Annotated in this window: 22 protein-coding genes; 10 read left to right on the forward strand and 12 right to left on the reverse strand. The window is 68.8% G+C overall.

The genetic code is table 11. The features are described from left to right. Positions 1 to 4: 4 nt before the first annotated feature. The gene (locus K0O62_RS21605) at positions 5 to 853 is read left to right on the forward strand and encodes a hypothetical protein (protein WP_073858359.1); all 849 of its coding nucleotides are present in this window, start codon (positions 5 to 7) and stop codon (positions 851 to 853) included. 3 nt (positions 854 to 856) lie between these two features. Here K0O62_RS21605 and K0O62_RS21610 read toward each other — a convergent pair whose 3' ends face one another. Together K0O62_RS21610 and K0O62_RS21615 are read right to left on the reverse strand one after the other, a co-directional pair. After that, entirely contained in the window at positions 857 to 2,731 is a 1,875-nt protein-coding gene (locus K0O62_RS21610; protein WP_165637029.1) for an MFS transporter, read from the reverse strand. A gap of 210 nt (positions 2,732 to 2,941) precedes the next feature. Then, positions 2,942 to 4,165, reverse strand: a complete 1,224-nt coding sequence (locus tag K0O62_RS21615) for a multidrug effflux MFS transporter (RefSeq protein ID WP_079244207.1) — start codon at positions 4,163 to 4,165, stop codon at positions 2,942 to 2,944. A 234-nt stretch (positions 4,166 to 4,399) separates the two neighbouring features. Here K0O62_RS21615 and K0O62_RS21620 point away from each other — a divergent pair, with 234 nt between their 5' ends. Beyond that, entirely contained in the window at positions 4,400 to 5,149 is a 750-nt protein-coding gene (locus K0O62_RS21620) for a hypothetical protein (protein ID WP_073858361.1), read from the forward strand. Positions 5,150 to 5,303: 154 nt separating this feature from the next. Next, complete coding sequence (locus K0O62_RS21625; RefSeq protein ID WP_073858362.1) at positions 5,304 to 9,065, forward strand: multifunctional oxoglutarate decarboxylase/oxoglutarate dehydrogenase thiamine pyrophosphate-binding subunit/dihydrolipoyllysine-residue succinyltransferase subunit; 3,762 nt, start codon at positions 5,304 to 5,306, stop codon at positions 9,063 to 9,065. Between the two features lie 72 nt (positions 9,066 to 9,137). Here K0O62_RS21625 and K0O62_RS21630 read toward each other — a convergent pair whose 3' ends face one another. After that, positions 9,138 to 9,494: a DUF732 domain-containing protein gene (locus tag K0O62_RS21630; protein WP_073858363.1), complete on the reverse strand. Its 357-nt coding sequence runs from the start codon at positions 9,492 to 9,494 to the stop codon at positions 9,138 to 9,140. Positions 9,495 to 9,701: 207 nt separating this feature from the next. Here K0O62_RS21630 and K0O62_RS21635 point away from each other — a divergent pair, with 207 nt between their 5' ends. Beyond that, complete coding sequence (locus K0O62_RS21635; protein ID WP_073858364.1) at positions 9,702 to 10,526, forward strand: SDR family NAD(P)-dependent oxidoreductase; 825 nt, start codon at positions 9,702 to 9,704, stop codon at positions 10,524 to 10,526. Here K0O62_RS21635 and K0O62_RS21640 read toward each other — a convergent pair whose 3' ends face one another. Then, positions 10,527 to 11,354, reverse strand: coding sequence for a glycine betaine ABC transporter substrate-binding protein (locus tag K0O62_RS21640; protein ID WP_073858365.1), 828 nt, complete (start codon positions 11,352 to 11,354; stop codon positions 10,527 to 10,529). Between the two features lie 13 nt (positions 11,355 to 11,367). Beyond that, positions 11,368 to 12,537: an NAD(P)-dependent malic enzyme gene (locus K0O62_RS21645; RefSeq protein ID WP_073858366.1), complete on the reverse strand. Its 1,170-nt coding sequence runs from the start codon at positions 12,535 to 12,537 to the stop codon at positions 11,368 to 11,370. A 132-nt stretch (positions 12,538 to 12,669) separates the two neighbouring features. Here K0O62_RS21645 and corA point away from each other — a divergent pair, with 132 nt between their 5' ends. After that, on the forward strand, positions 12,670 to 13,776 hold the full coding sequence (gene corA, locus K0O62_RS21650) for a magnesium/cobalt transporter CorA (protein ID WP_073858403.1): 1,107 nt from the start codon (positions 12,670 to 12,672) through the stop codon (positions 13,774 to 13,776). A gap of 27 nt (positions 13,777 to 13,803) precedes the next feature. Here the strand turns inward: corA and K0O62_RS21655 are convergent, their stop codons facing one another. The 6 genes from K0O62_RS21655 to K0O62_RS21680 all read right to left on the reverse strand — a co-directional run bounded on the left by K0O62_RS21655 (position 13,804) and on the right by K0O62_RS21680 (position 19,412). Continuing rightward, positions 13,804 to 14,421, reverse strand: a complete 618-nt coding sequence (locus tag K0O62_RS21655) for a suppressor of fused domain protein (RefSeq protein WP_073858367.1) — start codon at positions 14,419 to 14,421, stop codon at positions 13,804 to 13,806. 9 nt (positions 14,422 to 14,430) lie between these two features. Then, positions 14,431 to 15,603: an ABC transporter ATP-binding protein gene (locus K0O62_RS21660; RefSeq protein ID WP_073858368.1), complete on the reverse strand. Its 1,173-nt coding sequence runs from the start codon at positions 15,601 to 15,603 to the stop codon at positions 14,431 to 14,433. Between the two features lie 3 nt (positions 15,604 to 15,606). Next, positions 15,607 to 16,431 carry a carbohydrate ABC transporter permease gene (locus tag K0O62_RS21665; protein WP_205870680.1) on the reverse strand — a complete coding sequence of 275 codons (825 nt, stop codon included), beginning with the start codon at positions 16,429 to 16,431 and terminating at the stop codon, positions 15,607 to 15,609. A 12-nt stretch (positions 16,432 to 16,443) separates the two neighbouring features. Beyond that, on the reverse strand, positions 16,444 to 17,349 hold the full coding sequence (locus K0O62_RS21670; protein WP_073858370.1) for a carbohydrate ABC transporter permease: 906 nt from the start codon (positions 17,347 to 17,349) through the stop codon (positions 16,444 to 16,446). 49 nt (positions 17,350 to 17,398) lie between these two features. Beyond that, on the reverse strand, positions 17,399 to 18,796 hold the full coding sequence (locus tag K0O62_RS21675; protein WP_097933742.1) for an ABC transporter substrate-binding protein: 1,398 nt from the start codon (positions 18,794 to 18,796) through the stop codon (positions 17,399 to 17,401). 103 nt (positions 18,797 to 18,899) lie between these two features. Further along, positions 18,900 to 19,412, reverse strand: coding sequence for a YflT domain-containing protein (locus K0O62_RS21680; protein WP_073858372.1), 513 nt, complete (start codon positions 19,410 to 19,412; stop codon positions 18,900 to 18,902). 162 nt (positions 19,413 to 19,574) lie between these two features. Between K0O62_RS21680 and K0O62_RS21685 the strand changes: the two genes are divergently transcribed. Continuing rightward, entirely contained in the window at positions 19,575 to 20,213 is a 639-nt protein-coding gene (locus tag K0O62_RS21685; protein WP_073858373.1) for a DUF4190 domain-containing protein, read from the forward strand. Further along, positions 20,210 to 20,599 carry a DUF4190 domain-containing protein gene (locus K0O62_RS21690; protein WP_073858374.1) on the forward strand — a complete coding sequence of 130 codons (390 nt, stop codon included), beginning with the start codon at positions 20,210 to 20,212 and terminating at the stop codon, positions 20,597 to 20,599. Before K0O62_RS21685 ends, K0O62_RS21690 begins: the two co-directional genes overlap by 4 nt. On the opposite strand, the gene K0O62_RS21695 is transcribed toward K0O62_RS21690, so the two are convergent. Continuing rightward, positions 20,596 to 21,555, reverse strand: a complete 960-nt coding sequence (locus tag K0O62_RS21695) for an HpcH/HpaI aldolase/citrate lyase family protein (RefSeq protein WP_073858375.1) — start codon at positions 21,553 to 21,555, stop codon at positions 20,596 to 20,598. The two genes, K0O62_RS21690 and K0O62_RS21695, sit on opposite strands and share 4 nt — an antisense overlap. Before the next feature lie 25 nt (positions 21,556 to 21,580). Here K0O62_RS21695 and K0O62_RS21700 point away from each other — a divergent pair, with 25 nt between their 5' ends. The 3 genes from K0O62_RS21700 to K0O62_RS21710 all read left to right on the forward strand — a co-directional run bounded on the left by K0O62_RS21700 (position 21,581) and on the right by K0O62_RS21710 (position 24,838). Then, positions 21,581 to 22,876 carry a magnesium transporter MgtE N-terminal domain-containing protein gene (locus K0O62_RS21700; protein ID WP_073858376.1) on the forward strand — a complete coding sequence of 432 codons (1,296 nt, stop codon included), beginning with the start codon at positions 21,581 to 21,583 and terminating at the stop codon, positions 22,874 to 22,876. Beyond that, complete coding sequence (locus K0O62_RS21705) at positions 22,873 to 23,421, forward strand: DUF1003 domain-containing protein (protein ID WP_073858377.1); 549 nt, start codon at positions 22,873 to 22,875, stop codon at positions 23,419 to 23,421. Before K0O62_RS21700 ends, K0O62_RS21705 begins: the two co-directional genes overlap by 4 nt. Positions 23,422 to 23,575: 154 nt before the next feature. After that, positions 23,576 to 24,838 carry a lytic transglycosylase domain-containing protein gene (locus K0O62_RS21710; protein ID WP_073858378.1) on the forward strand — a complete coding sequence of 421 codons (1,263 nt, stop codon included), beginning with the start codon at positions 23,576 to 23,578 and terminating at the stop codon, positions 24,836 to 24,838. Positions 24,839 to 24,862: the final 24 nt, after the last annotated feature.

Below are 24,862 nucleotides of genomic sequence, written 5' to 3' on the forward strand. Positions count from 1 at the left end.
AGGTATGGCTATCGACGTTCCCGCCGCGCGTCGCTTCATCTACCTGTCCGCCCGGCTGCTGGACCGGCACCGCATGGCCGCGCTGCTGGACGACGGCCCGGTCGAGCCGGTGCTGAAAGCCCTTGCCGCATATCGCAATCCCGACGGCGGTTATGGTCACGCACTGGAGCCCGATGTCCGCGGGCCCAACAGCGAGACGACCTCGACCCTGCACGCCCTGGAGGTCCTCGACGAGGTCGGCGCGCTGTCCCATCCGCTGGCCGCCGTATCGGACTGGGTCACCGCGGTGGCCGACGCCGACGGGGGTGTGCCGTTCGCGTTGGCCGGCTCGGCCGACTACCCGACGGCCCCGTGGATGGCGCCCATCGGCGGTTCGCACCTCACCTTCGGCCTGGCCGCGCTGCTCGGTGCGGCCGGGGACGATTCGACGTGGCTCCGGGCGGCCACGCACTGGTGCTGGCGCAGAACCGAGGACGTCGGCAATCTCGGTGGTTACACGCTGAAGTTCGCGTTGTCTTTTCTGGACCGGGCCGCCGACGCCGACCGCGCGGCGCGGGTGATCGAGACGCTGCGGCCGCTGGTGCGCCCCGACGGTTCGGTGCCGGTACAGGGCGGCACGCCCGACGAGGCGCTGTCCGCGCTGACGCTCTCCCCGCAACCCGGTCTGCGCAGTCGCGCGCTGTTCAGCACCGAGCAGATCGAGACCGGACTCGACGCGTTGGCGGCCGGCCAGCAGGACGACGGCGGTTGGCTCTTCGACTGGGCCGCATGGGCCCCCGCGCAGTCCACCGAGTGGCGTGGGCTGGTGACGTTGCGGGCGCTGCAGACACTGCGGGCCAACGGGCGGATCTGAGGGTCAGTCGCCGCGGGAGTGCCGGCCGCGGGTCCGGCGGGTATGCGAGCCCGCGGGCAGGTCATCCTCGGTGACCGAGGCCGGCGGTTCCGTCGGCTGCAGCCAGCCCTGCTGATCGCTGTGGAATCCGGTGCGGACCGGCTGTTGCTGCTGCGGGCCCAGCCAATCGTCGAGCATGCCGCGCCAGGCCGGCTCCGGTTCGGGTTCCGGTTCCGGTTCCGGTTCCTCGGTGGGGTGTGACCAGGTCTCCACCGGGCCCGGATGCCAGACCTCGGCCGGGGCGTGCAGCGGATGCTCGACGTGGTCGTAGATCCGGTCGGTGATCGGGTCGTCGGTGACTGCCCGGACGATGTCGGTGGGCGGGTCCGCGGCAGGGAGCACGGGCTCCCAGTCGACGGTGTACTCGATGTAGTCGTCCTCTTCGTCCCAGGTTTCGTCGAGGGAATGCTGTTCCTCGACGGGCGGGACCCGCGCCGGCACCGGGGCCGAGGGCGTGGCGAACCCACGCAGGAAGATCGCGCCCGCCACCCCGAACAGCGCGACGAAGGCCGGCAGCAGCAGGGATTGCGACAAGGCCTCGGAGAACGGGCCGAACAGGAAGCGCGGCAGCTCGGGGACCGGCCCCTCGCCGCGCACCGGCGCCCCCGCAGCGGACAGTTCCGCGCCGATCCGGCTGGTCATGAACGCGGCCATGGCCGCGCTGCCGAGCACCGCGCCGACCTGCCGGGTGGTGTTGTACACCCCGGAACCGGCGCCCGCCGACTCCGGGGGCAGGTTGCGGGTGGCGGTCGCCGCCAGCGGCGACCAGACGAACGCCATGCCGACGCCCATGAAGATCAGCGGCAGCACCAGCCGCCAGATCGGGGTGGCCGGCGTCAGGTCGATGGACAGCCACGTCAGCCCGATGGCCAGCATGGAGAACCCGAATCCGATGATGGGTGCGGGATGGGCGCGGTCGACGATCCGGCCGACCAGCGGGGCCAGCGCGCCGGAGGCGATCGCCATCGGCGCGGTCAGCAGCGCCGAACGGGTGAAGGACAGTCCCGCCACGATCGGGGCGAAGAACATCACCGGCAGGATCATCGCGGTGACGGCGAAGCTGATGACCGCCACGCCGACGGTGGACAACGTGAAGTCGCGGTCGGCGAAGATGCCCAACGGGATGAGCGGCTCGCGCGGGTTGACCGACTGCCAGTAGACGAACACCACCATGAGCGCGGCCCCGGTGGCCAGCACCGCCCAGATCCACGGCGCCCAGTCGTGCGACTGACCCTCCTGCAGCCCGAACACGATCAGGAACATCGCCAGACCCGACAGCGCCACCCCGAGGATGTCGAAATGGTGGTTCGTGGTGGGCAGTGCCGGCACCAACCAGTACGCCAGTCCCAGGCCGATGATGCCGATCGGGACGTTGACGAAGAAGATCCACTGCCAGCCCAGCCCGTCGACCAGCAGGCCACCGGCGATCGGGCCGACCAGCGTCGCGACGCCCGCGGTCGCACCCCACACGCTCATCGCCACACCGCGCCCGGCGGCCGGGAAGATCCGGGTGATCAGCGACAGCGTCTGCGGGGTCAGCAGCGCGGCGCCGAACCCCTGCACCACCCGCGCCGCGATCAGCATCTCGATCGACCCGGCCAGCCCGCACCACAGCGAGGCGGCGGTGAACACGGCCAACCCGATCAGGTACAGGTTCTTGGGCCCGAACCGGTCGCCGAGCCGGCCGGCCACCAGCAGCGGGACGGCGTAGGCGAGCAGATAGGCGCTGGTCACCCAGATGACACCGTCGTAGTCGGTGTTGAACACCTCCATGATCCGCTTGTTGGCGACGGCCACGATGGTGGAGTCGACGAGGATCATGAAAAACCCGATCAGCATCGCCCACAGGGCGTGCCAGGGGTTCGCTGAACCGGCCCCTCCGGTCAGCCGGGGAGCCGCGGGCGCGGGTCGATCAGAGCGGTACTCGGACATCAGCTTCGTCATCGGGGAGATCGGCGTGATCGGACAGATCAAGGATCTGCCCGACGGTACGGACCCGCCCGAATCCCGACAAGTCAGAGCCGGTCACATCCCGGCCGCGAAACGCACTCAGGCAGGTTCGGCCAGCGGGTCGCCGAGCGCCTCGGCCTCCGCGAGCTCCTCGGCCGCGTGGGCCGGACCGGAGGAGGTGCCGACGAACAGCATCGCGGCCAATGCGATCCCGGAGCCGACCAGCATCACCAGGGCCAGCGCGAACTCGTCATTGCCCAGCACGCCGACCACCGGCGCGGTCACCGCGCCCAATCCGAACTGGGCCGCGCCCAGCAGGGCGGCCGAGGTGCCTGCGGCGTCGTGGTGCCGGGACAACGCCACCGCGGACGCGTTCGGCAGCACCAGGCCCATCGCGCCCAGGATGACCATCACCGGCGCCAGGAAACCGGCCAGACCGCCGAAGCCGGTGAGTGCGAGCACCACGAAGCCGGCGCCGGCGATGACCGAGACGATCAGCGCCACGCGCAGCACCGCCTGCGGTGAGAACCTGCGCAGCAACACCACATTGGACTGCGTCGCCCCGATCAGGACGATCGCACCGGCGGCGAACACCAGCGCGAAAGCCTGTTGATCCATCCCGTAGTCGCCCTGCAGCACGAACGGGGCCGCGGAGATGTAGCCGAACAGACCGGCCATGCTCAGCGCCGCCACCAGCACCAGGGTGACGAACCGGAGGTCGCGCAGCAGTTCGCCATAGGTCGAGACGATGGAGCCCATGTGCAACGGCCGCCGGCGGGCCACCGGTAGCGTCTCGGGCAGCGCCAGCGCTGCGAGCAACAGCAGCAGCCCGGCGAGCACCACCAGCACCGCGAACACCCAATGCCAGGACGCCTTGAGCAGCACCACCGCACCCAGCGACGGCGCGATGACGGGGGCGATCCCGAGCACCAGGATGAGCCGTGACATCACGGTGGCCGCCGCGGTGTCCACGTAGAGGTCGCCGACGACGGCGACTGCCACCACCGCGGCCGCGGCGGCGCCGAAGCCCTGCACCACCCGGCCCGCGCCGAGCACCTCGATGTTGGGCGCGAACAGGCAGACCAGTGAGGCCACCATGTGCAGCACGATGCCGGCCATCAACGGCAGGCGCCGGCCCAGCGAATCCGACAGCGGCCCGATCACCAGCTGGCCGAACGCCAGCCCGGCGAGGGTCCCGGTGAGCGTCAACTGCACCACCGACGACGAGACCGCGAGGTCCTCGGCGATACGCGGCAGCGCGGGCAGATACATGTCGATGGTCAGGGGGCCGAGCGCGACCATCAAACCCAGAACGGTGATCATCCGGAGCCTGCTGGGCGCCGCTGGCTCGCTCGTCACGCCCAGGGATGTTGCCACGCCTAGGCGCAGCGTCGCACACCGGTTTTTTCTTCCCGGATCGCGCCGTGACCACCGTCACCCCAAGAGGGGTTGACGGCCGGGCACCCGGAGTGGGTACCCGCTCGTTGACGGAGCACTAGCCTGGGTAATCAGGATGCGCCGTGGGAGCCGATCCCGGGGCCGCGAGGGGAGATCGCCATGAACGCTCGTTCCAGCAGGAAGAACCTGCCCGCGGTACGCGACGGGGCCGACGAGGACCCCAGCGCGGTCGCCAGGCTGTTGTCCCACGTCCTCGAGCGCAGTACCCGACTGCAGGGGCCGGCGGTCACCGCCTACATCAACCGGCTGCGCGCCGGCCGGCCCGATGCCACCCCGGCCGACATCACCACCGCGCTGGAGAAGCACTACCTGGCCGCGGTGATGGCCAGCGGGGCGGCGGTGGGTTCGGCCGCGGCGTTCCCGGGCATCGGCACGCTGGCCGCCATGTCCGCGGTCGCCGGGGAGACCCTGGTCTTCCTGGAGGCGACGGCGGTGTTCGCGCTCGCCGTCGCCGAGGTGCACGGCATCCCCGCCGATCATCGCGAGCGCCGCCGCGCGCTGGTGCTGGCCGTGCTGGTCGGCGAGGACAGCAAGCATGCGGTCGCCGATCTGCTCGGCACCGGCCGCACCAGCGGGGCGTGGATGGCCGACGGCGCCGCGACGCTGCCGCTGCCCGCGGTCGCGCAGCTGAACAACCGGCTTGTGCGGTACTTCGTGAAGCGCTACACGCTCAAGCGTGGCGCGATCGCGTTCGGCAAGTTGCTGCCGGTCGGCGTCGGCGCGGTCGTCGGTGGCGTCGGGAACCGGTTGATGGGTAAACGAATCATCTCGAATGCCCGCCTGGCGTTCGGCAACCCACCAACGAGATGGCCGTCCAGCCTGCACGTGCTGCCGTCCGTGCAGCCATGAGAGACGCCCGCTCACGTTCACCTATCTAGATATGTCGGCCGGTAGCTCGAGGCGTTAGCCTTAAGCGGCCGAGTGCGGAAAAACAACAACCAGCGGCGGGTGTGTGTCAGACGAGGATCTGCCGCGACGGACGGAATCGAGGCGAAAAGCTGCTGTGAGCAGTTCACCTTCCCCCTTTGGACAGAACGAATGGCTCGTCGAAGAGATGTATCGCAAATTCCGCGACGATCCTTCGTCGGTCGATCCCAGCTGGCACGAATTCCTGGTGGATTACGCCCCCGAACCGATCGACAACTCGGCAGAGGCGGCCCCTGCCAAGACTTCCGCGCCGGCAGCGCCCGAGGCCTCCCCGACCGGCGATGCCAAGAACGACGCTCCGGCCAAGACGGCCGAGCCCAAGAAGTCTGAGGCGAAGACGGCCGAGCCCAAGAAGCCCGACGCGAAGACGGCCGAACCGAAGAAGCCCGAGCCCAAGAAGCCCGAGGCCAAGCCGGCCCAGCCCGCGGCCAAGGCCGCCACCGACGGCAGTGAGAACGCCGTGCTGCGCGGCGCCGCCGCGGCCGTGGTCAAGAACATGAACGCCTCGCTGGAGGTGCCCACCGCGACCAGCGTGCGGGCCATCCCGGCCAAGGCGATGATCGACAACCGCATCGTCATCAACAACCACCTCAAGCGCACCCGCGGCGGCAAGATCAGCTTCACCCACCTGCTCGGCTACGCCATCGTGCAGGCGGTCAAGAAGTTCCCGAACATGAACCGGCACTTCGCCGAGGTGGACGGCAAGCCCAACGTGGTGACGCCGGCCCACACCAATCTGGGTCTGGCGATCGACCTGCCGGGCAAGGATGGCAACCGCACGCTGGTCGTTGCGGCCATCAAGCGCTGCGACACAATGAAGTTCGGCCAGTTCATCGCCGCCTACGAGGACATCGTGCGGCGCGCCCGGGACGGCAAGCTGACCGCCGAGGACTTCTCCGGGGTGACGATCTCGCTGACCAACCCGGGGACCATCGGCACCGTGCACTCGGTGCCGCGGCTGATGCGCGGCCAGGGTGCCATCATCGGCGCCGGTGCGATGGAGTACCCGGCCGAGTTCCAGGGTGCGAGCGAGGAGCGCATCGCCGAACTGGGTATCGGCAAGCTCATCACCCTGACGTCGACCTACGACCACCGCATCATCCAGGGCGCGGAATCCGGCGACTTCCTGCGCACCGTGCACCAGCTGCTGCTCGACGACGAGTTCTACGACGAGATCTTCACCGAACTCAGCATCCCGTACGAGCCGATCCGGTGGCGCACCGACAACCCCGACTCGATCGCGGACAAGAACGCCCGCGTCACCGAACTGATCGCGGCCTACCGCAACCGCGGGCACCTGATGGCCGATATCGATCCGCTGCGCCTGGACAAGACCCGCTTCCGCAGCCACCCCGACCTCGACGTGCTCACCCACGGGCTGACGCTGTGGGATCTGGACCGCGAGTTCAAGGTGGACGGCTTCGCCGGCGCCGAGTACAAGAAGCTGCGCGACGTGCTGTCGGTGCTGCGCGACGCCTACTGCCGGCACGCCGGCGTGGAGTACACCCACATCCTGGAACCCGAGCAGCAGCGCTGGATTCAGGAACGCGTCGAGACCAAGCACGACAAGCCGACGGTCGCCGAGCAGAAGTACATCCTGTCCAAGCTGAACGCGGCCGAAGCCTTCGAGACCTTCCTGCAGACCAAATATGTTGGGCAGAAGCGCTTCTCACTGGAGGGCGCGGAGACCGTCATCCCGATGATGGACGCCGCGATCGACCAGGCCGCCGAGCACGGTCTCGACGAGGTCGTCATCGGCATGCCGCACCGCGGCCGGCTCAACGTGCTGGCCAACATCGTCGGCAAGCCGTACAGCCAGATCTTCGGCGAGTTCGAGGGCAACCTCAATCCGTCCCAGGCGCACGGTTCCGGCGACGTCAAGTACCACCTCGGCGCGACCGGCACCTACCTGCAGATGTTCGGGGACAACGACATTGCGGTATCGCTGGTCGCCAACCCGAGCCACCTGGAGGCCGTCGACCCGGTGCTGGAGGGTCTGGTCCGCGCCAAGCAGGACATGATCGACTTCGCCTCCGGCGACGAGCAGGACGCGTTCTCGGTGGTGCCGATGATGCTGCACGGTGACGCCGCGTTCGCCGGCCAGGGCGTGGTCGCCGAGACGCTGAACCTGGCGCTGCTGCGTGGCTACCGCACCGGCGGCACCATCCACATCATCGTCAACAACCAGATCGGTTTCACCACCTCACCGCACGACTCGCGGTCCAGCGAGTACTGCACCGACGTCGCGAAGATGGTGGGAGCGCCGATCTTCCACGTCAACGGTGACGATCCGGAGGCCTGCGTCTGGGTGGCCAAGCTGGCCGTCGACTTCCGCCAGAAGTTCAAGAAGGACGTCGTCATCGACATGCTGTGCTACCGCCGACGCGGGCACAACGAGGGTGACGACCCGTCGATGACCCAGCCCGGCATGTACGACGTGATCGACACCAAGCGCGGTGTGCGCAAGACCTACACCGAAGCGTTGATCGGACGCGGTGACATCTCGATGAAGGAGGCCGAGGACGCGCTGCGCGACTACCAGGGCCAACTGGAGCGGGTGTTCAACGAGGTCCGCGAGCTGGAGAAGCACGAGATCGAGCCGAGCGAGTCGGTCGAGTCCGATCAGCAGACCCCGAAGGGGCTGAACACCGCCGTGGACAAGGCGGTGCTGGCCCGCATCGGCGACGCACACCTGGCCGCACCGGAGGACTTCAACGTCCACCCGCGCGTGCAACCGGTGTTGGACAAGCGCCGCGAGATGGCCTACGAGGGCAAGGTCGACTGGGCGTTCGGCGAGCTGCTCGCGCTGGGTTCACTTGTCGCCGAAGGCAAGACGGTCCGCCTCACCGGCCAGGACGTCCGCCGCGGCACGTTCACCCAGCGCCACGCCGTCATCATCGACCGCAAGACCGGCGCCGAGTTCACCCCGCTGGACCTGCTGACCACCGATGCCGACGGCAACCCCAACGGGGGTCGTTTCATGGTCTACGACTCGGCACTGTCCGAGTTCGCCGCGGTGGGCTTCGAGTACGGCTACTCGGTGGGCAACCCGGACGCGATCGTGTTGTGGGAGGCCCAGTTCGGCGACTTCGTCAACGGCGCCCAGTCGATCATCGACGAGTTCATCTCCTCCGGTGAGGCCAAGTGGGGTCAGCTCGCCGACGTGGTGCTGCTGCTACCGCACGGACATGAGGGCCAGGGCCCCGACCACACCTCGGGGCGCATCGAGCGGTTCCTGCAGCTGTGCGCCGAGGGCTCGATGACGGTCGCCATGCCGTCGACACCGGCGAACTACTTCCACCTGCTGCGCCGGCACGCCCTGGACGGCATCAACCGGCCGCTGATCGTCTTCACCCCGAAGTCGATGCTGCGCAACAAGGCCGCCGTCAGCGAGGTGCGGGACTTCACCGAGGTCAAGTTCCGGTCGATCCTGGAGGAACCCACCTACGAGGACGGCATCGGCGACCGGTCGAAGGTGACCCGGGTGCTGCTCACCAGCGGCAAGATCTACTACGAGCTGGTGGCCCGCAAGAACAAGGAGCAGCGCGACGACGTCGCGATCGTGCGGATCGAGCAGCTCTACCCGCTGCCGCGGCGCCGGCTCAACGCCACCCTGGAGCAGTACCCCAATGTGTCGCAGTATTTCTGGGTGCAGGAAGAGCCGGCCAACCAGGGCGCCTGGCCGACGTTCGGGCTCTCACTGCCGGAGTTGTTGCCGGAGAAGCTGACCGGGATCAGGCGGATCTCGCGGCGTGCCATGTCGGCGCCGTCGTCGGGCTCCTCGAAGGTGCACGCCGTCGAACAGCAGGAGATCATCGACGAGGCGTTCGCCCCGTAACCACGCTCCAAAGTGAAGAAGCTCGCGAGATTTCGGTGAAATCTCGCGAGCTTCTTCACTTTCGGCGGGGATTTAGAAGCCCAGCAGCCCCAGCGGGATCGGCGACTCGCCGTTGGCGATCGAGGCCACCGCGCCCGGGCAGAAGGCCGAGATCGCGAAGCCGGTGAACATGGTGGCCGGTCCGAGCGGGCGGCCGATGGTGTCGGCGACGCGGCCGGCGACGTCGGCGGCGTCCTGTCCCCCGTCGGCCAGCATCGGGCACACAGACTGGCCGGCGGAGATCGCGTCGGCCGGGTTGATACCGCTCAGGACGGTGCCGTCGAGGGTGTTCAGGAAGTCACCGGCGGGGTCCGCCTGGGCCGGGGCCGCGGCGAGCAGGCCAGCGGAGAGCGCCGCAGCCGCGGTCACCATGAATCGCATACGCATCATGCTCGGTAAATCGGCCCGCACGCTCGGTCCGTTACCGGGGGTGCGCACACAGTGCACCATCGGGCAGGCAACCCGGTGCGGACATCACTGGCGACCGGGGAGATCGTCGTCACATGATGGTCGACGGGACCCGACCTGTCCCGATACCGGCGGTAACGGCTAAGGTCGATGGCAATCGAGCAACCAGTACGTCATGGAGGAGTGTGCATGGAGGGCTTTGCCGGAAAAGTTGCCGTCGTCACCGGGGCGGGATCGGGCATCGGGCAGGCGCTGGCCGTCGAGCTGGGGCGCTCGGGCGCCAAGCTGGCGATCAGCGACGTCGACACCGACGGTCTGGCGGTCACCGAGGAACGGCTGAAGGCCATCGGCGTCCCGGTCAAGGCGGACCGCCTCGACGTCACCGAGCGCGAGGCCTTCGAGCTGTACGCGGCCTCGGTGAAGGAACACTTCGGCAAGGTCAACCAGATCTACAACAACGCCGGCATCGCGTTCAGCGGCGACGTGGAGGTCACCTCCTACAAGGACCTCGAACGGGTGATGGACGTCGACTTCTGGGGCGTCGTCAACGGCACCAAGGCGTTCCTGCCGCACCTGATCGAATCGGGTGACGGGCACGTCGTCAACGTGTCCAGTGTGTTCGGGCTGTTCGCGGTGCCGGGCCAGGCCGCCTACAACTCGGCGAAGTTCGCCGTCCGCGGGTTCACCGAGGCGCTGCGCCAGGAGATGGCACTGGCCAGGCATCCGGTCAAGGTGACCTGTGTACATCCCGGCGGCATCAAGACCGCGATCGCGCGCAACGCCACCGCCGCCGAGGGCATCGACGTGGCCGAGATGGCCAAGGCCTTCGACACCAAGCTCGCCCGCACCAGCCCGGAGCGCGCCGCCCAGATCATCATGGAAGCGGTCCGCAAGGACCGGGCCCGCGTGCTCGTCGGCGCCGATGCCAAGATCCTGGACGTGATCATCCGGATCACCGGCGCCGGCTACCAGAAGCTGTTCTCGACGGTGGCCAAGGGTCTGATCCCGAAGTAGTCAGTGCCCCAGCGGGTTGGCGTCGAGCCAGGCGGTGGCGACCGCCCCGGGCTCGGCGCCGGCCGCCACCGCGGCGCGCATCTGCGCCAGCGCATCGGTGTCGAGCACCCCGGCCAGCTCGTTGAGCGACCGTAACTGCATCTGGTTCAACGTGTTCCGGCGGAACACCGGCACCACGTTCTCGGCCCGGATCAGTGCGGTCCGGTCCGAGAGCATGGTCAGGTCCTCGGGAAAATCCGGTGCCGCCGTCGACGTCCAGGCGATGTCGACCTTGCCGCTGCGCAGCGCCGCCCACAGCGCGCCGGCGTCGGCGAACTCCCGTGCCGGCCGCGGGGTGCAGGTGCCGAACGACTCCGGTACCCGCGTCCCTTCGGCCGCACCGGGTGTCAGAGCGGCGCACCGCTCGATCAGTGCCGTCACATCACCGGCCTGCCAGTCCCGCGCGGTGCCGGTGGTGACCGCCACGGCGGGCTTGTCCGAGGTGCTGTCGGCGTAGTCACCGGCGCCCAACCCCTCGGGCAGCGCCCCGATCATGGCGCGGTACACCTGCGCCGCCGATCGGGCCGCGGAGTCGGGGGCGAACCGGGTGAGCACCTCGCCGGTGAACGCCGGGGCCACATCGACGTCACCGGAATCCAACGCGCCCAACGGATCCGGGGTGTCCCGCACATGCGCAGGGCTGCCGTAGTAGCGCAGCGCGGCGGCATACAGGTGAGCCAGCAGCACCGACTCGGCGTCGGCGCCGACCACCACCGACGCCGGCACCGGCGGGGACCCGCCGCAGCCGGCGATCAGCAGCGCGGCGAGTACCACCGCCAGCCGGCGCATCGTGGTGCGAACCTCAGACCCCGGACGCCTCGGCCACGGCCTTGGCGACGGCCGGGCCGACCCGCGGATCCAGCGCGCTGGGCACAATGTGGTCGACGGCCAGGTCGTCCCCGACCACCGAGAAGATGGCATGCGCGGCAGCGACTTTCATTTCCTCGGTGATGCGGCGTGCACCGGCGTCCAGCGCGCCCCGGAAGACGCCGGGGAAGGCCAGCACGTTGTTGATCTGGTTCGGGAAGTCGCTGCGGCCGGTGGCCACCACCGAGGCGTACTTGCGTGCGGCATCGGGATGGATCTCCGGATCAGGGTTCGACAGCGCGAAGACGATGCCCTTGGGCGCCATCGTCGCGATCAGCTCCTCGGGCACCAGGCCGGCGGACACCCCGAGGAAGACATCGGCACCGTTGAGCGCCTCGGCCACCCCACCGGACAGGCCGCGCGGATTGGTGCGCTGCGCGAGTTCGGCCTTGAAGGAGTTCAGGTCGCTGCGACCGGTCTCCACGATGCCCTTGCTGTCCAGTACGACGATGTCGTTGATCCCGCTGTTGAGCAGGATGTTGGTGCAGGCGACGCCGGCGGCACCGGCACCGGACACCACCACCTTGAGCGAGGCGATGTCGCGGTCGAGCGCCTTGACCGCACCGAGCAGGGCGGCGAGCACCACGATGGCGGTGCCGTGCTGATCGTCGTGCATCACCGGGCAGTCCAGCGCCTCGATGACGCGGCGCTCGATCTCGAAGCAGCGCGGCGCCGAGATGTCCTCCAGGTTCACCGCACCGAAGGTCGGGCGCAGCCGGATCAGGGTCTCGACGATCTCGTCGGGGTCCTTGGTGTCCAGCACGATCGGGATGGAGTTCAGCCCACCGAAGGTCTTGAACAGTGCGCTCTTGCCCTCCATCACCGGCAGCGAGGCGGCGGCGCCGATGTCGCCGAGGCCCAGCACGGCGCTGCCGTCGCTGACCACGGCCACCAGCCGGTTGGCCCAGGTGTACTTCTTGGCCAGCGCCGCATCCGCGGCGATGGCACGGCTCACCTGAGCTACGCCCGGGGTGTAGGCGATGGACAGCGCGCGCTGGGTGTCCAGCGGCGCTTTCAGCTCGACCGAGAGTTTGCCACCCTCGTGGGCCGCGAAAATCTCCGCGTCGTCGATGACAACCTGAGGGGTCTTTACCAATTCAGCCACGCCGTCACGTTACTTCAACGATGGAACTCACCGGCACCCCCTTCCCCCTGGTGAGAGGTTGGAAATACGACTGACGAGTAACATTCTCCGCACGGGAGACGCGTTTGCGCCCCCCAGATGATGGAGGTCGCGATGCCGTCTTTCCGCCCCCTGCCACCGTCGATGACGAAACCCCCCGGACGCCGGACGGCACACGATCCGGATGCGTCCGGCATCCATGTCCCGGTCTCGCAGGCCATGGTCGACTGCGCGGTCTACTGCGACGGCGCCCGGCTGCCCGGTAAGTACGCCCACGCCGCGGCGCTGGACAAGGTGCACGAGATCGAGGCCCAGGGCAGCTCGGCGTTCGTCTGGATCGGTCTGCATGAACCCGACGACCATCAGATGCAGGCGGTCGCCGATGTGTTCGGTCTGCACGTGCTGGCCGTCGAGGACGCCGTACACGCCCATCAGCGCCCGAAGCTGGAGCGCTACGGCGACACCCTGTTCCTGGTGCTCAAGACGGTGAAGTACGTCGAGCACGAATCGATGGCCAATGCCCGCGAGATCGTGGAGACCGGGGAGATCATGATCTTCGTCGGGCCGGACTTCGTGGTCACCGTCCGGCACGGCGAGCACGGCGGACTGGCCGGGGTGCGTAAGCGCCTGGAGGAGTCGCCGTCACATCTGCGGCTCGGCCCGTACTCGGTCATGCACGCCATCGCCGACAGCATCGTCGACAGCTATCTGGATGTCACCGAGCTCATCGAGACCGACATCGACGCCATGGAGGAGGACATCTTCTCCCCTCTCCAGCAGACCAAGATCGAGACCATCTATCTGCTCAAGCGCGAGATCGTGGAACTGCGCCGCGCGGTCAGCCCGCTGGCCACCGATCTGCAGCGCATCGGCACCGACCACGCCGACATCGTCAACGTCGAGATCCGCCAGTACATGGGCGACGTGCTCGACCACACCATCAAGGCCGCCGACCGGATCGCCAGCTACGACGACATGCTCACCTCGCTGGTGCAGGCCGCCCTCGGCAAGGTCGCCATGCAGCAGAACGTGGACATGCGCAAGATCTCGGCGTGGGTGGCGATCGCCGCGGTGCCCACCGCGATCGCGGGCATCTACGGGATGAACTTCGAGCACATGCCCGAACTCGGCGCCACCTGGGGCTACCCGCTGGTGCTGCTGGTGATGCTCACCGTGTGCACGCTGCTGTACCGGACCTTCCGCCGCAACCACTGGCTGTAGCGTTTTGCGGAGTCTTACCCGCGCGGGTTACGAGGGTTCGGAAGCGCGGCGGCCCGCGTCGAACACGTCCACCCCGTCGGCGCGCCACGCCTCGCGCATCGCCTCGGCGCCCTTGAGCCGCACCCAGGCCGCCTCGGTCGGGGTGATGGGGGTGGCCTGAAGCACCGTCACCGCCGAAAGCGGTTCGGGCAGAACGATATCCTCGACCGGGCTGGGGCCGAGCAGGAATGCGGTGAACGGCGCGGTCCGCGGCCCGCCGGGGGTGTCGACGGAGAACAACGGGGCACTCAGATCGACCAGGGCATCGGGTTCGAGCACCAGCCCCTCCACCGAGGGCGCGGCGGCCAGCACCGCCATCGACCGGGCCAGGCCGGTCGGGCTCGGCGGGCGCAGCGACACGACCAGCTCGGCGCGCGGCCCGAGCTGGGTGTCGGTCACGAAATTCGTCGGGTCGACCATCGGGTAACGCGAACACCCGAGCGTGACAAAGTGGTTCACACCGTCGGCGTCCGGCCCGAAGCGCAGCACCGAGATCCGTTCGGCCCCCAGGAAGGTGACGCTGGCCTCGGCGGGGTCACCGACCACACCGGCCGCAGTGAAGTGCTCCTGCAACCGGTGGCGTACCTCGGCGAGGACGTCAACCACCAGCAGATACTAGCCCGCCGGCGGGATGGACAGATTGACCCCACTGTCGGCGTCGAACAGGATCAGCTTGGAGGTGTCCACCGCCAGCTCCGCCTTCTTCCCGGCGGTCGCCTTCGAATCGGCCGAAACCCGTGCCACGAACTCGTTCTCACCGGCACCGGATTCCGCCGCCAGCTCGGCGAGCTGCGCCGCCTTCGCGCCCGATCCCTCGGTGCGGAAGTGCAGGTACTTGTCGGCACCGAGGGACTCCACCAGGTCGATGTCGACCTCGAAGGTCAGCCCGCGGATCCGGGTGTACGAGTCGATCAGCGTGGAATCGTCGAAATGCTCCGGCCGGATTCCGGCGATCACGTTGGCGGGCTTGGGATGCTGGTCGAGCACCCGCTGGGCCTCGTCGGTGAGCACCACCTCGCCGAACGGCAGCTTGATGCCGCCGTCGGTCAGCGTGGCCGGGAAGAAGTTCATCCCCGGAGAGCCGATGAATCCGGCGACGAACAGGTTCGCCGGGGTGTGGTACAGCTCGTCGGGGGTGCCGATCTGCTGTGCGACGCCGGCCAGCATCACCACCACCCGGTCCCCCAGCGTCATCGCCTCGGTCTGATCGTGGGTGACATACACGGTGGTGGTGCCCAGCCGGTCCTGCAGCCGGGCGATCTCGGTGCGCATCTGCACGCGTAGCTTGGCGTCCAGGTTCGACAGCGGCTCGTCCATCAGGAAGGCCTTGGGGCTGCGCACGATTGCGCGTCCCATCGCCACCCGCTGACGCTGTCCACCGGAGAGCTGGGAGGGCTTGCGGTCCAACAGCTGCGACAGGTCGAGGATCTTCGCGGTCTCCTCCACCTTGCGGTTGATCTCGTCCTTGGACAGCTTGGCCAGCGTCAACGGGAAGGCGATGTTCTGCCGCACCGTCATGTGCGGGTACAGCGCGTAGGACTGGAACACCATGGCGATGTCACGGTCCTTGGGCGCCTTCTCGTTGACCCGTTCCCCGCCGATGCGCAGATCACCGGAGGTGATGTCCTCCAGGCCGGCGATCATGTTCAGCGTGGTGGACTTTCCGCACCCGGACGGGCCGACCAGGATGATGAACTCACCGTCGGCGATGGTCAGCGACAGGTCCTTCACCGCCGTGGCGCCGTTGGCGTAGCTCTTCGACACCCGATCCAGCACGATTTCGGCCATGGATTACCCCTTCACCGCGCCGGAGGTCAACCCGGCCACGATCCGTCGCTGAAAGATGAGAACAAAGATGATGATGGGCACGGTGATGACCATCGCGCCCGCCGCGATCGACCCGGTCGGCTCCTCGAACTGCGAGCTGCCGGTGAAGTTGGCGATGGCCACCGGGGCGGTGATCGCCCGGTCGGTCGCGGTCAGCGACAACGCGAGAAGCAGGTCGTTCCAAGCGAAGATGAACACCAGGATGGCGGCGGTGACGATGCCGGGCGCGGCCAGCGGTGCGATCACCTTCCGGAAGGCCTGCCCGGGCGTGGCGCCGTCCATCTTGGCGGCCTTCTCCAGATCCCACGGGATCTCCTTGAAGAACGCGCTCATGGTGTAGATCGCCAGCGGCAGCGCAAAGGTGATGTACGGAATGATCAGGCCGGGCCAGGTGTCGAACAGCCCGAGCCGGCGCTCGATGTTGAAGATCGGTGTGACCAGCGAGATCTGCGGGAACATCGCGATCAGCAGGGCGACGCCGACCAGAATCTTCTTGCCGGGGAACGCCAGCCGGGCGATCGCGTAGGCGGCCATCCCGCCGATCGCCACCGCGATCACGGTGGTGATCAGCCCGATACCGATCGAGTTGACCAGCGCCGAGGTGAACATGTTGCCCTCGAAGATGGCCTTGTAGTTGGCGAAGGTGATCTCCGACGGAATCAGCTTGCCGTCCTTCACCGTTGACGTCGGCTTCAGCGACAGCGACAGGATCCACAGCACCGGGAACAACGCGTACAGCACGACGAGCACGTTGACGACCGCCCAGCCGGCCGCGCGGCGGGCACCCACGTTGTCCGCCATCTAGCGACCCCCCTCGGCAGTGTCGTCGCTGCCGGGCGCGGCAGCTCCGAAGATCTTGATGAAGATGAAGGCGATGACGGCCACGCACAGGAAGATCAGCACGCTGATGGCCGAACCGAGTCCGAGGTTGAACGCCTTGAACAAGTTGTCGTACCCCAGGATCGACACCGAGCCGGTGTCGTTGGCACCCCCGGTCAGCACGTAGATGTTGTCGAAGATCCGGAACGCGTCCAAGGTGCGGAACAGCAGCGCCACCAGGATGGCCGGCTTGATCAGCGGCAGGATGATCCTGGTCAGCCGCGTCCAGGCGCCGGCCCCGTCGACCTGGGCCGCGTTCAGCAGGTCCTGGGGCACCAGGGCCAGACCGGCCAGCAGCAGCAGGGCCATGAACGGCGTCGTCTTCCACACCTCGGCCAGCACCACGATCGCCAGCGACGGAAGCTGTTCGGTCAGCGGCGCGCTGCCCTCGGGCAACAGATTGGCCAGATAGCCGGTGCCCGGCGTCCACGCGTAGTACCAGCTGTAGGACGCCGCGACGGTCACGATGCCGTAGGGCACCAGGATCGCCGTGCGGACGGTGCCCTTGCCGAAGATGGTGCGGTGCATGACCAGCGCCAGCGCCATGCCGAGCGCGAACTCGATGGCCACCGAGACGATGGTGATACCCAGCGTCACCGCGAACGCCGTCCACCAGTACCGGTCGGTCAGGATGGTGACGTAGTTGTCGAGCCCGACGAACTCGGTGTCATCGGGTGCGGCCAGGTTGTAGCGCTGCATGCTCAGCCACACCGCATAGATGATCGGGTAGGCCGTCACCGCGAGCATCAGCACGACGGCGGGGCTGATCAGCCAGAAGGCGAGCCGCCGCTGCGAGGCGAGGTCATCGGTCTGGGTCGTCGTACTCATGCGCGATCCCGCTTCCCCATGCGCGATCCCGCTTCGCTTTCTCGCTTGGTCACGGAATGAGCCCCTTGCCGTCGATGGCCTTCTGCACCTGCTCGGCCAGCTCGTCGGCGGTGCGCTCGGGGTCGATCTGGTCGATCGGCGCCAGCGTGGCCGAGATGCGGGTCGACACCGACTGGTACACCGGCGTCGCCGGGCGGACCGCGGCGTTGGTGAGCTGCTGCCGGATGATGTCGTACTGCGGGTACTTCTCCTGGAACGCCGGGTCGTCGTACAGCGACGCACGCACCGCGGGCAGCCCGCCCTCCACCGAGGTGTAGCGCTGGTTGTCGACGTTGCGCAGGCACCGGATGGCCTCGAAGGCCTCGGCCTTGTGCTGGGTGTTCTTGCCGACCGCGAGATTCAGCCCGCCGAGCGTCACCCGGGCAGGCTCCCCGTCACGCACACCCGGGAAGGGCGCGAACCCGAACACCTTCTTGCTTGCCTCATAGGCGATGTCGAACTGCTCGTCGGTCGGCGAGAAGCTGCCTGCGTCGTTGATCGCGCCGCCCAGGGCCGGATCCTCGTTGAGCGGCAGGAAGGCCACGCCGCCCTTGACCGCGTTCTCCAGCATCGACGGCAGCACGAACGGCCAGTTGACCTCGAGTGCGGCTTTGCCCTGCTCCAGCGCCAGGCGCGCGGTGCCCTCGTCGGTCTGGGTGATCGAGGGGTCCGCACCCGGCGCGGTGGCAACGTCTTTGATGATCTGCAGCGCCTTGACCGTGGCGGCCCGGTGTTCGGGGGTGTCGGTCAGGGTGACGGTCTTGCCGTCCTCGGAGAGCACCCGACCGCCGGCGCTTTCCAGCAGGGTGTTGAACCACACCACCAGGCCCTCGTACTGCTTGCCCTGTACCGCAATCCAACTGGGGCCGCCCGCGGCGTGCAGCCGCTTGGCCTCGGCCACCGTCTGATCCCAGGTTGTCGGCGGGGCGGCCATCAAATCGGCGCGGTACCAAAGCAATTGGGTGTTCGTGGTGATCGGCGCGGCATACAGCTTGTCTTGCCACTTTGCGGTCTCCAGCGGGCCGGGCAGCGTGTTCTCCGTCGCGTCGGCCTCGGCCTGACCGGCCGGATCGTCGGACAGCGGAAGCGCCCAGCCGGCCTCGGCGAACTCCGCGGTCCAGACCACGTCGAGGGCCATCACGTCGAGCGACTTGTCGTTGCCGGTGAGCCGGCGCGCCAGTTGCAGCCGCTGATCGTCGGCGCCCTTGGGCAACGACACCTGCTTGACGGTGAACCGGCCGCCGAATTCCTCGTTGCACTTGTTCGCCACCGCGGTGAACGTCGCCATCTCGTTCGCCGGGGTGTAGAAGCTGATGACGATGCCGTCGTCGCCGGAGCCGCACGCGGTGGCCACCGACCCGGCCGTCACCGCAGCCATCACCGCAGCACAGAGTCGTCGATTGAGCACTACCGGCCTCCGTCTGCATCGATATCGCCGGGATAACCCCCGCGGGGCAAACCGTAGAGCCCTAAGCACGCAATTTGCAACCGTTTCCCCGGCGCGTTGCCTTTCAGATCGTCAAGCGCGCCAGCAGATCCCGCCCCTGCTCCGCGCTCTGCGGGTCGCAGATCACGTCGTAACGGCCCGCCACCAGCTGCATGGTGGAGCTGAAATCCCTTGTGCCACGGGCCATCGCGTACGGAATGGCCGAGGTGATCAGGCCGAAGAACACGCCCGCGATCAGGCCGGTGGCCAGCGCACCCCAGGGGCTGGGGCTGAAGAAGCCCAGGATCAGGCCGATGAACAGACCCAGCCAGGCACCCGAAAGCACCCCACCGCCGAGTACCTTCGGCCACGTCAGGCGGCCGGTCACCCGCTCCACCTGCATCAGGTCGACGCCGACGATGGTGACCTGCTGGACCGGAAACTGTTGGTCGGAGAGGTAATCCACCGCGCGCTGAGCCTCGGCGTAGGTCGGGTAGGCCCCGATCGGCCAGCCCTTGGGCGGGGTCGGCAAGGCCGCCGGGTTGCGGCCTCCCGTCCGCGCGCCGGGGGTCTGGCGGGGCTGCAATGGTCCGCTCATGACTACTCGTTCTCCTTCGTTCGCGTCGGCGCTGGGCGACGTGCGCAGACGGGTACGCGTCCCTCGGTTTCGATCATCAACCCTAGCCCCAACCAGGCCCGCATGCGGCCAGCCCCGGACACGAATCATGGCGGGGACCAGCACGTACGCTACGTTTGCAGGATGAGCAATCCGGGTGAGGACACAGGCGCGACACCACCATCGGATGAGGGTTCCGGTTCCGAGCCGACCGCCGCCGGGTACGAGGCGCCGCCGATCGAGCAGACCCCGCCGCCCGCCCCGAGTTACCCGCCGCCGCCGGCGTACGGCAACTACGACCCGCCGCCTGCCTATCAGCAGCCCGATCCCGCGCTGCAGTTCCCGCCGCCGGGCCAGGACGCCGCCGGCTTCCCGCCGCCGTTCCCCCCGCCGGGACAGGTCGCACCCGGCTACGGGGCGACCGGCTATCTCCCGCCGCCGCCCGGTTACGGTGCGCCGGGTTTCGGGGCACCGCCGTTCGGCACGCCCCCGGCGCCGGGTTATCCCGCGCTGCCACCGCCCTACGGTGCGACCCCCGGCTACGGCGGTTACGGCCCGCCGCCGCCGTCCGGCACGAATTCGTTGGCGATCGGATCGTTGATCGCCTCGCTCGTCGGAGTCATCTGCGGCATCGGGTCGATCATCGGGATCGTGCTCGGTGTCATCGCCCTCAACCAGATCAAGCAGAGCAACCAGGGCGGCCGCGGCCTGGCGATCGCCGGCATCGCCGTCGGCGGGTTCTCACTGGTGATCAGCCTCGTGTGGGCCTTTTCGCTGCTGTGAGCGACGGCCCGCCGCAGCCCGCACCGGGCGATCCCGGGGGCCCGGTGGAGTATCCGGCCGACGCCGTCCTGCCGCCGCCGGTGTACCCGGGCCCGCCCGGCTATCCCGGTTGGGACCCGTACCGCGCCCCAAAACCGCCGGGCACCAACGGCAAGGCCATCGCCGCACTGGTCTGCGCCCTGGCCGGATTGGCGTTCTGCGGACTGCCATCGGTGGCCGGGCTGGTGTTCGGGGTCATCGCGATGCGCGAGACCAGGCGCACCGGCCAGGACGGTTACGGTCTTGCCCTGGCCGGAGCCGTCATCGGCGGCCTGATCACCGCCGGGCTGGTGCTGCTGACGCTGCTGTGGATCGGCGTGGTCGTCAGCGGCTTCACCCTGGTTTAGGCGGGCGGCCGGTACGGCGCGGTCGTGCGCGACATGCCCGCGGCCCGGCCCTTGCCCGCGACCACCAACGCCATCTTCCGGCTGGCCTCATCGATCATCTCGTCACCGAGCATCACCGCGCCGCGCGCTCCGCCGGCCACCGAGGTGTGCCATTCGTAGGCCTCCAGGATCAACTCGGCGTGGTCGTAGTCGGCCTGGCGGGGGCTGAACAGTTCGTTGCCCGCGGCGATCTGATCCGGGTGCAGCACCCACTTGCCGTCATAGCCCAGTGCCGCCGATCGTCCGGCCACCCGGCGGAACCCCTCGACGTCGCGCACCTTCACGTACGGTCCGTCGATCGCGTTGATGCCGCGTGCCCGGGCGGCGACCAAGATTTTCATCAGCACGTGATGGTGGGCGTCGCCGAGGTCATAGCCCTCGGGTTGCCCACCGACCTCGAGGGTGCGCATGTTCAGGCTGGCCGCCATGTCGCCGGGCCCCAGTACGAGGGCCTGCACCCGCGGGGCGGCGGCGATGGCGTCGACGTTGGTCAGCCCGAGCGCGTCCTCGATCTGCGGTTCGATCCCGATCCGGCCCACCGGCAGGCCATGGATGGTCTCCAGTTGGGTCAGCAGCAGATCGAGCGCATGCACGTGGGTGGCGTCGGACACCTTGGGCAGCACGATGATGTCGAGCACCGAACCGGCGGTGGCAACCACGTCGATGACGTCGGCGTGCGTCCACGGTGTGGTCCAGTCGTTGACCCGCACCCCCTTCAGCGATCCGGCGGACCATCCCGGCTCCATCAGGGCGGCGGCCACCCGGGACCGGGCGTCGGCCTTGGCGTCGGCGGCGACCGCATCCTCCAGATCCAGGAAGACCTGGTCGGCGGCCAGCGTTTTGGCCTTCTCAATCATCTTGTCGCTACTGCCCGGAACCGACAGACACGTCCGGCGGGGGCGATACACGTTGTCCACGCCCCCAGTCTCTACGCTCTAGTTCATGGCGGCGGTAACCAGGGTCTATGCGGCCCGCCTGGCGGGGATGGTCGTCCTCGGCCCGGATGGCGAGTCGATCGGCCGTGTCCGCGATGTGGTGGTGAGCATCAGCATCGTCCGCCAGCAGCCGCGCGTCCTCGGCCTTGTCGTCGAATTGCTCACCCGCCGAAGGATTTTCGTGCCGATCCTGCGGGTCACGGCGATCGAGCCGCACGCCGTCACGCTCACCACCGGCAACGTGTCACTGCGCCGGTTCAGCCAGCGCCCCGGTGAGGTGCTGGCGCTGGGCCAGGTGCTGGAGACCCGGGTCCGCGTCGACGACCCCGATCTGGAGCAGCTGGCCGGACTCGACGTGGTCGTCGTCGATCTCGGCATCGAGCAGACCCGCACCCGGGACTGGGTGGTCACCAAGGTGGCCGTGCGCCCGCAGCGCCGGCTCGGCCGGCGCAGCAACGTCTACGCCGTCGACTGGCAACGCGTCCAGGGCTTGACGCCGTCCGGTCTGGCCATGCCCGATCAGGGGGTGGCCCAGCTGCTGGAGCAGTTCCAGGGTCAGCGCCCCGTCGAGGTCGCCGACGCCGTCCGCGAGCTGCCGCCCAAGCGGCGGTTCGAGGTCGTCAACGCCCTCGATGACGAGCGACTGGCCGACGTGCTGCAGGAATTGCCCGAGGACGAGCAGGTGGCCGTGCTGCGGCAGCTGAAGACCGACCGGGCCGCCGACGTGCTGGAGGCGATGGATCCCGACGACGCCGCGGACCTGTTGGGCGCGATGACGCCGGCCGACGCCGAACAGTTCCTGCGCCGGATGGACCCCGAGGACTCCGAGGATGTCCGACGGCTGCTGAGCCACTCCCCGAACACCGCCGGCGGCCTGATGACCTCCGAGCCGGTGGTGCTGGCGCCGGACACCACGGTCGCCGAGGCGCTGGCGCGGGTGCGCGACCCCGACCTGACGCCGGCGCTGGCCTCGCTGGTGTTTGTGGTGCGCCCGCCCACCGCCACCCCGACCGGCCACTACCTGGGCTGTGTGCACCTGCAGCGGCTGTTGCGGGAGCCACCCGCCACGCTGGTCAGCGGCATCATCGACACCGATCTGCCCAACCTGCGACCGGAAGAGACGCTGGGGGCGCTGACCCGTTATTTCGCCGCCTACAACCTGGTCTGCGGGCCGGTGGTCGACGAGGAGAACCACCTGCTCGGCGCGGTGTCGGTCGACGATGTGCTCGACCACCTGCTGCCCGACGACTGGCGCGAAGGTGAGACCGAGCCGGTCATCACGCCCGCGGGGAAGACGTCATGACCGATAGCCGCCGCATCGACACCCCGCGGGTGTCCCGCCGGCGCTTCACCCCGCAGTTCGACGTGGAGGCGGCCGGCCGCTTCGGTGAATCGTTCGCCCGGTTCCTGGGAACCGGGCGCTACCTGGCGATGCAGACGGTGTTCGTCATCGTGTGGATCCTGCTGAACCTCTCGGCGCTGACCCTGCAGTGGGATCCGTACCCGTTCATTCTGCTGAACCTGGCGTTCTCCACCCAGGCCGCCTACGCGGCGCCGCTGATCCTGCTGGCCCAGAACCGCCAGGAGAACCGGGACCGGGTGGCCCTGGAGGAGGATCGCCGACGCGCCGAGCAGACCAAGGCCGACACCGAATTCCTGGCCCGCGAGTTGGCCGCGCTGCGATTGGCCATCGGCGAGGTTGCCACCCGCGATTACCTCCGCCGGGAACTCGAAGAACTGCGCGAAATGCTGGTCGAGTTGTCGCCGCCGAAGCCCAAGAAGCAGAAGGGCAAGCGGGCGAACGAGGCCGACGGTGGCGAACCCGAACCCGGTCCGGACGCGCCGTGACCGCCATTGCACCCCATTGCCGCACCACGGCGGCAGCCGAGTAGGTATGGTGACCTGGTTCACAAGCGGTCGGGTCCGGCAAATATAGGACGGTTGAGTGGTCAAAGGGGCAGCCTCCGCCCTCGCCGCAGTGCGGCATGGCGCAGGGCGGGTGATGCGTACGGTGGCTGATTCCGCGCCGAGTACCCGGGGTTTGCTGGGTCTCGCCGTCATCAGCCCGTTGGTTCTGACGCTGGGCGTCGGCGCCTCCGCGCCGGTCGCGAAGCCGGTCCTGGAGACGACGGTGACCCCGCTCGCGGCCGTGGTCCCCACACCCGACGGCGAGTCCGGTGTCAGCGTCGTCGCGGCCAAGAAGGTCCCGCGGCCGTTCCAGACCGCGGGCAGCGCGCTGTCCGCCCCGCCGCCGACCGCGGTGGTCACTTCCCCTGGCAGCCTTCGCATTCCGACGGTCGCCCTGAACGCCTACCGCAATGCCGAACGGATGATGGCCGCCTCGGCACCCGGCTGCGGGATGAGCTGGAACCTGCTCGCCGGTATCGGCCGGATCGAATCCATGCACGCCAACGGCGGCGCCACCGACGTCAACGGCACCGCGGTGAGGCCCATCCTGGGGCCGGCACTGGACGGCACCCTGCCCGGCAACGAGATCATCGTGCAGAGCCGCAGCAACGACCGGGTGACCTACGCCCGGGCGATGGGCCCGATGCAGTTCCTGCCCGGAACCTGGTCGCGGTACGCCTCCGACGGCAACGGTGACGGCAAGACCGAGGTGCAGAACCTGTACGACGCGACCCTGGCCGCGGCCCGCTACCTGTGCAGCGGCGGGCTGAGCATGCGTGATCAGAACCAGGTGATGACGGCGATCCTGCGCTACAACAACTCTGTCGCCTACGCCCGCAATGTGCTCGGCTGGGCCGCGGCCTACGCGACCGGTGTGGTCCCGGTGGACCTGCCGCCCATCACCGGGTCGGTTCCGCAGCTCAGGGATGCCAATGTGCATCTGAACAGCGAGGCCGAGGGTCTGGGCCCCGGGCTGCCACTGAACGCGCTCGGATTGCCGTCGACCGACCCGATGGCCGTGATGCCGTTCTTCGACCTGGGCCGGGCCAACGTGGCCGACCGGCTGCCGGTGCCGCCCGGACCGGATCAGCCCGCGGCGGTCCCGAACTGCGCGGTGTTCTGCATCGGGGAGAACACCCCGGCCCCGGCACCCGCCGCGCCGCCGGCACCGTTCAACCCGTTCGCCCCGCCGCCACCCGCGGCACCGCCGGCGCTGTTCAACCCGTTCGCCCCGCCGCCACCGGCGGCCGCGCCTGCGGCGCCGTTCAATCCGTTCGCGCCGCCACCGCCCGCCCCGGCGGCACCGGCGCTGCCGGGGATGACCGGAACCGGCGCGCTGCCCGGCCCCGTGGACTGAGCGTCCGGTACGGCCCCGCGGCCT

Source organism: Mycolicibacterium diernhoferi (assembly GCF_019456655.1).
GTDB classification, from domain to species: Bacteria; Actinomycetota; Actinomycetes; order Mycobacteriales; family Mycobacteriaceae; genus Mycobacterium; species Mycobacterium diernhoferi.

Excerpts from the sequence above, each read along its gene's own strand:
- K0O62_RS21605 (WP_073858359.1), top strand. The coding sequence starts at position 5 with ATGGCTATCGACGTTCCCGCCGCGCGTCGCTTCATCTACCTGTCCGCC.
- K0O62_RS21610 (WP_165637029.1), bottom strand. The coding sequence starts at position 2,731 with ATGCTGATCGGGTTTTTCATGATCCTCGTCGACTCCACCATCGTGGCC.
- K0O62_RS21615 (WP_079244207.1), bottom strand. The coding sequence starts at position 4,165 with ATGATCACCGTTCTGGGTTTGATGGTCGCGCTCGGCCCCCTGACCATC.
- K0O62_RS21620 (WP_073858361.1), top strand. The coding sequence starts at position 4,400 with ATGAACGCTCGTTCCAGCAGGAAGAACCTGCCCGCGGTACGCGACGGG.
- K0O62_RS21630 (WP_073858363.1), bottom strand. The coding sequence starts at position 9,494 with ATGATGCGTATGCGATTCATGGTGACCGCGGCTGCGGCGCTCTCCGCT.
- K0O62_RS21635 (WP_073858364.1), top strand. The coding sequence starts at position 9,702 with ATGGAGGGCTTTGCCGGAAAAGTTGCCGTCGTCACCGGGGCGGGATCG.
- K0O62_RS21640 (WP_073858365.1), bottom strand. The coding sequence starts at position 11,354 with ATGCGCCGGCTGGCGGTGGTACTCGCCGCGCTGCTGATCGCCGGCTGC.
- corA (WP_073858403.1), top strand. The coding sequence starts at position 12,670 with ATGCCGTCTTTCCGCCCCCTGCCACCGTCGATGACGAAACCCCCCGGA.
- K0O62_RS21660 (WP_073858368.1), bottom strand. The coding sequence starts at position 15,603 with ATGGCCGAAATCGTGCTGGATCGGGTGTCGAAGAGCTACGCCAACGGC.
- K0O62_RS21670 (WP_073858370.1), bottom strand. The coding sequence starts at position 17,349 with ATGAGTACGACGACCCAGACCGATGACCTCGCCTCGCAGCGGCGGCTC.
- K0O62_RS21680 (WP_073858372.1), bottom strand. The coding sequence starts at position 19,412 with ATGAGCGGACCATTGCAGCCCCGCCAGACCCCCGGCGCGCGGACGGGA.
- K0O62_RS21685 (WP_073858373.1), top strand. The coding sequence starts at position 19,575 with ATGAGCAATCCGGGTGAGGACACAGGCGCGACACCACCATCGGATGAG.
- K0O62_RS21700 (WP_073858376.1), top strand. The coding sequence starts at position 21,581 with ATGGCGGCGGTAACCAGGGTCTATGCGGCCCGCCTGGCGGGGATGGTC.
- K0O62_RS21705 (WP_073858377.1), top strand. The coding sequence starts at position 22,873 with ATGACCGATAGCCGCCGCATCGACACCCCGCGGGTGTCCCGCCGGCGC.
- K0O62_RS21710 (WP_073858378.1), top strand. The coding sequence starts at position 23,576 with ATGCGTACGGTGGCTGATTCCGCGCCGAGTACCCGGGGTTTGCTGGGT.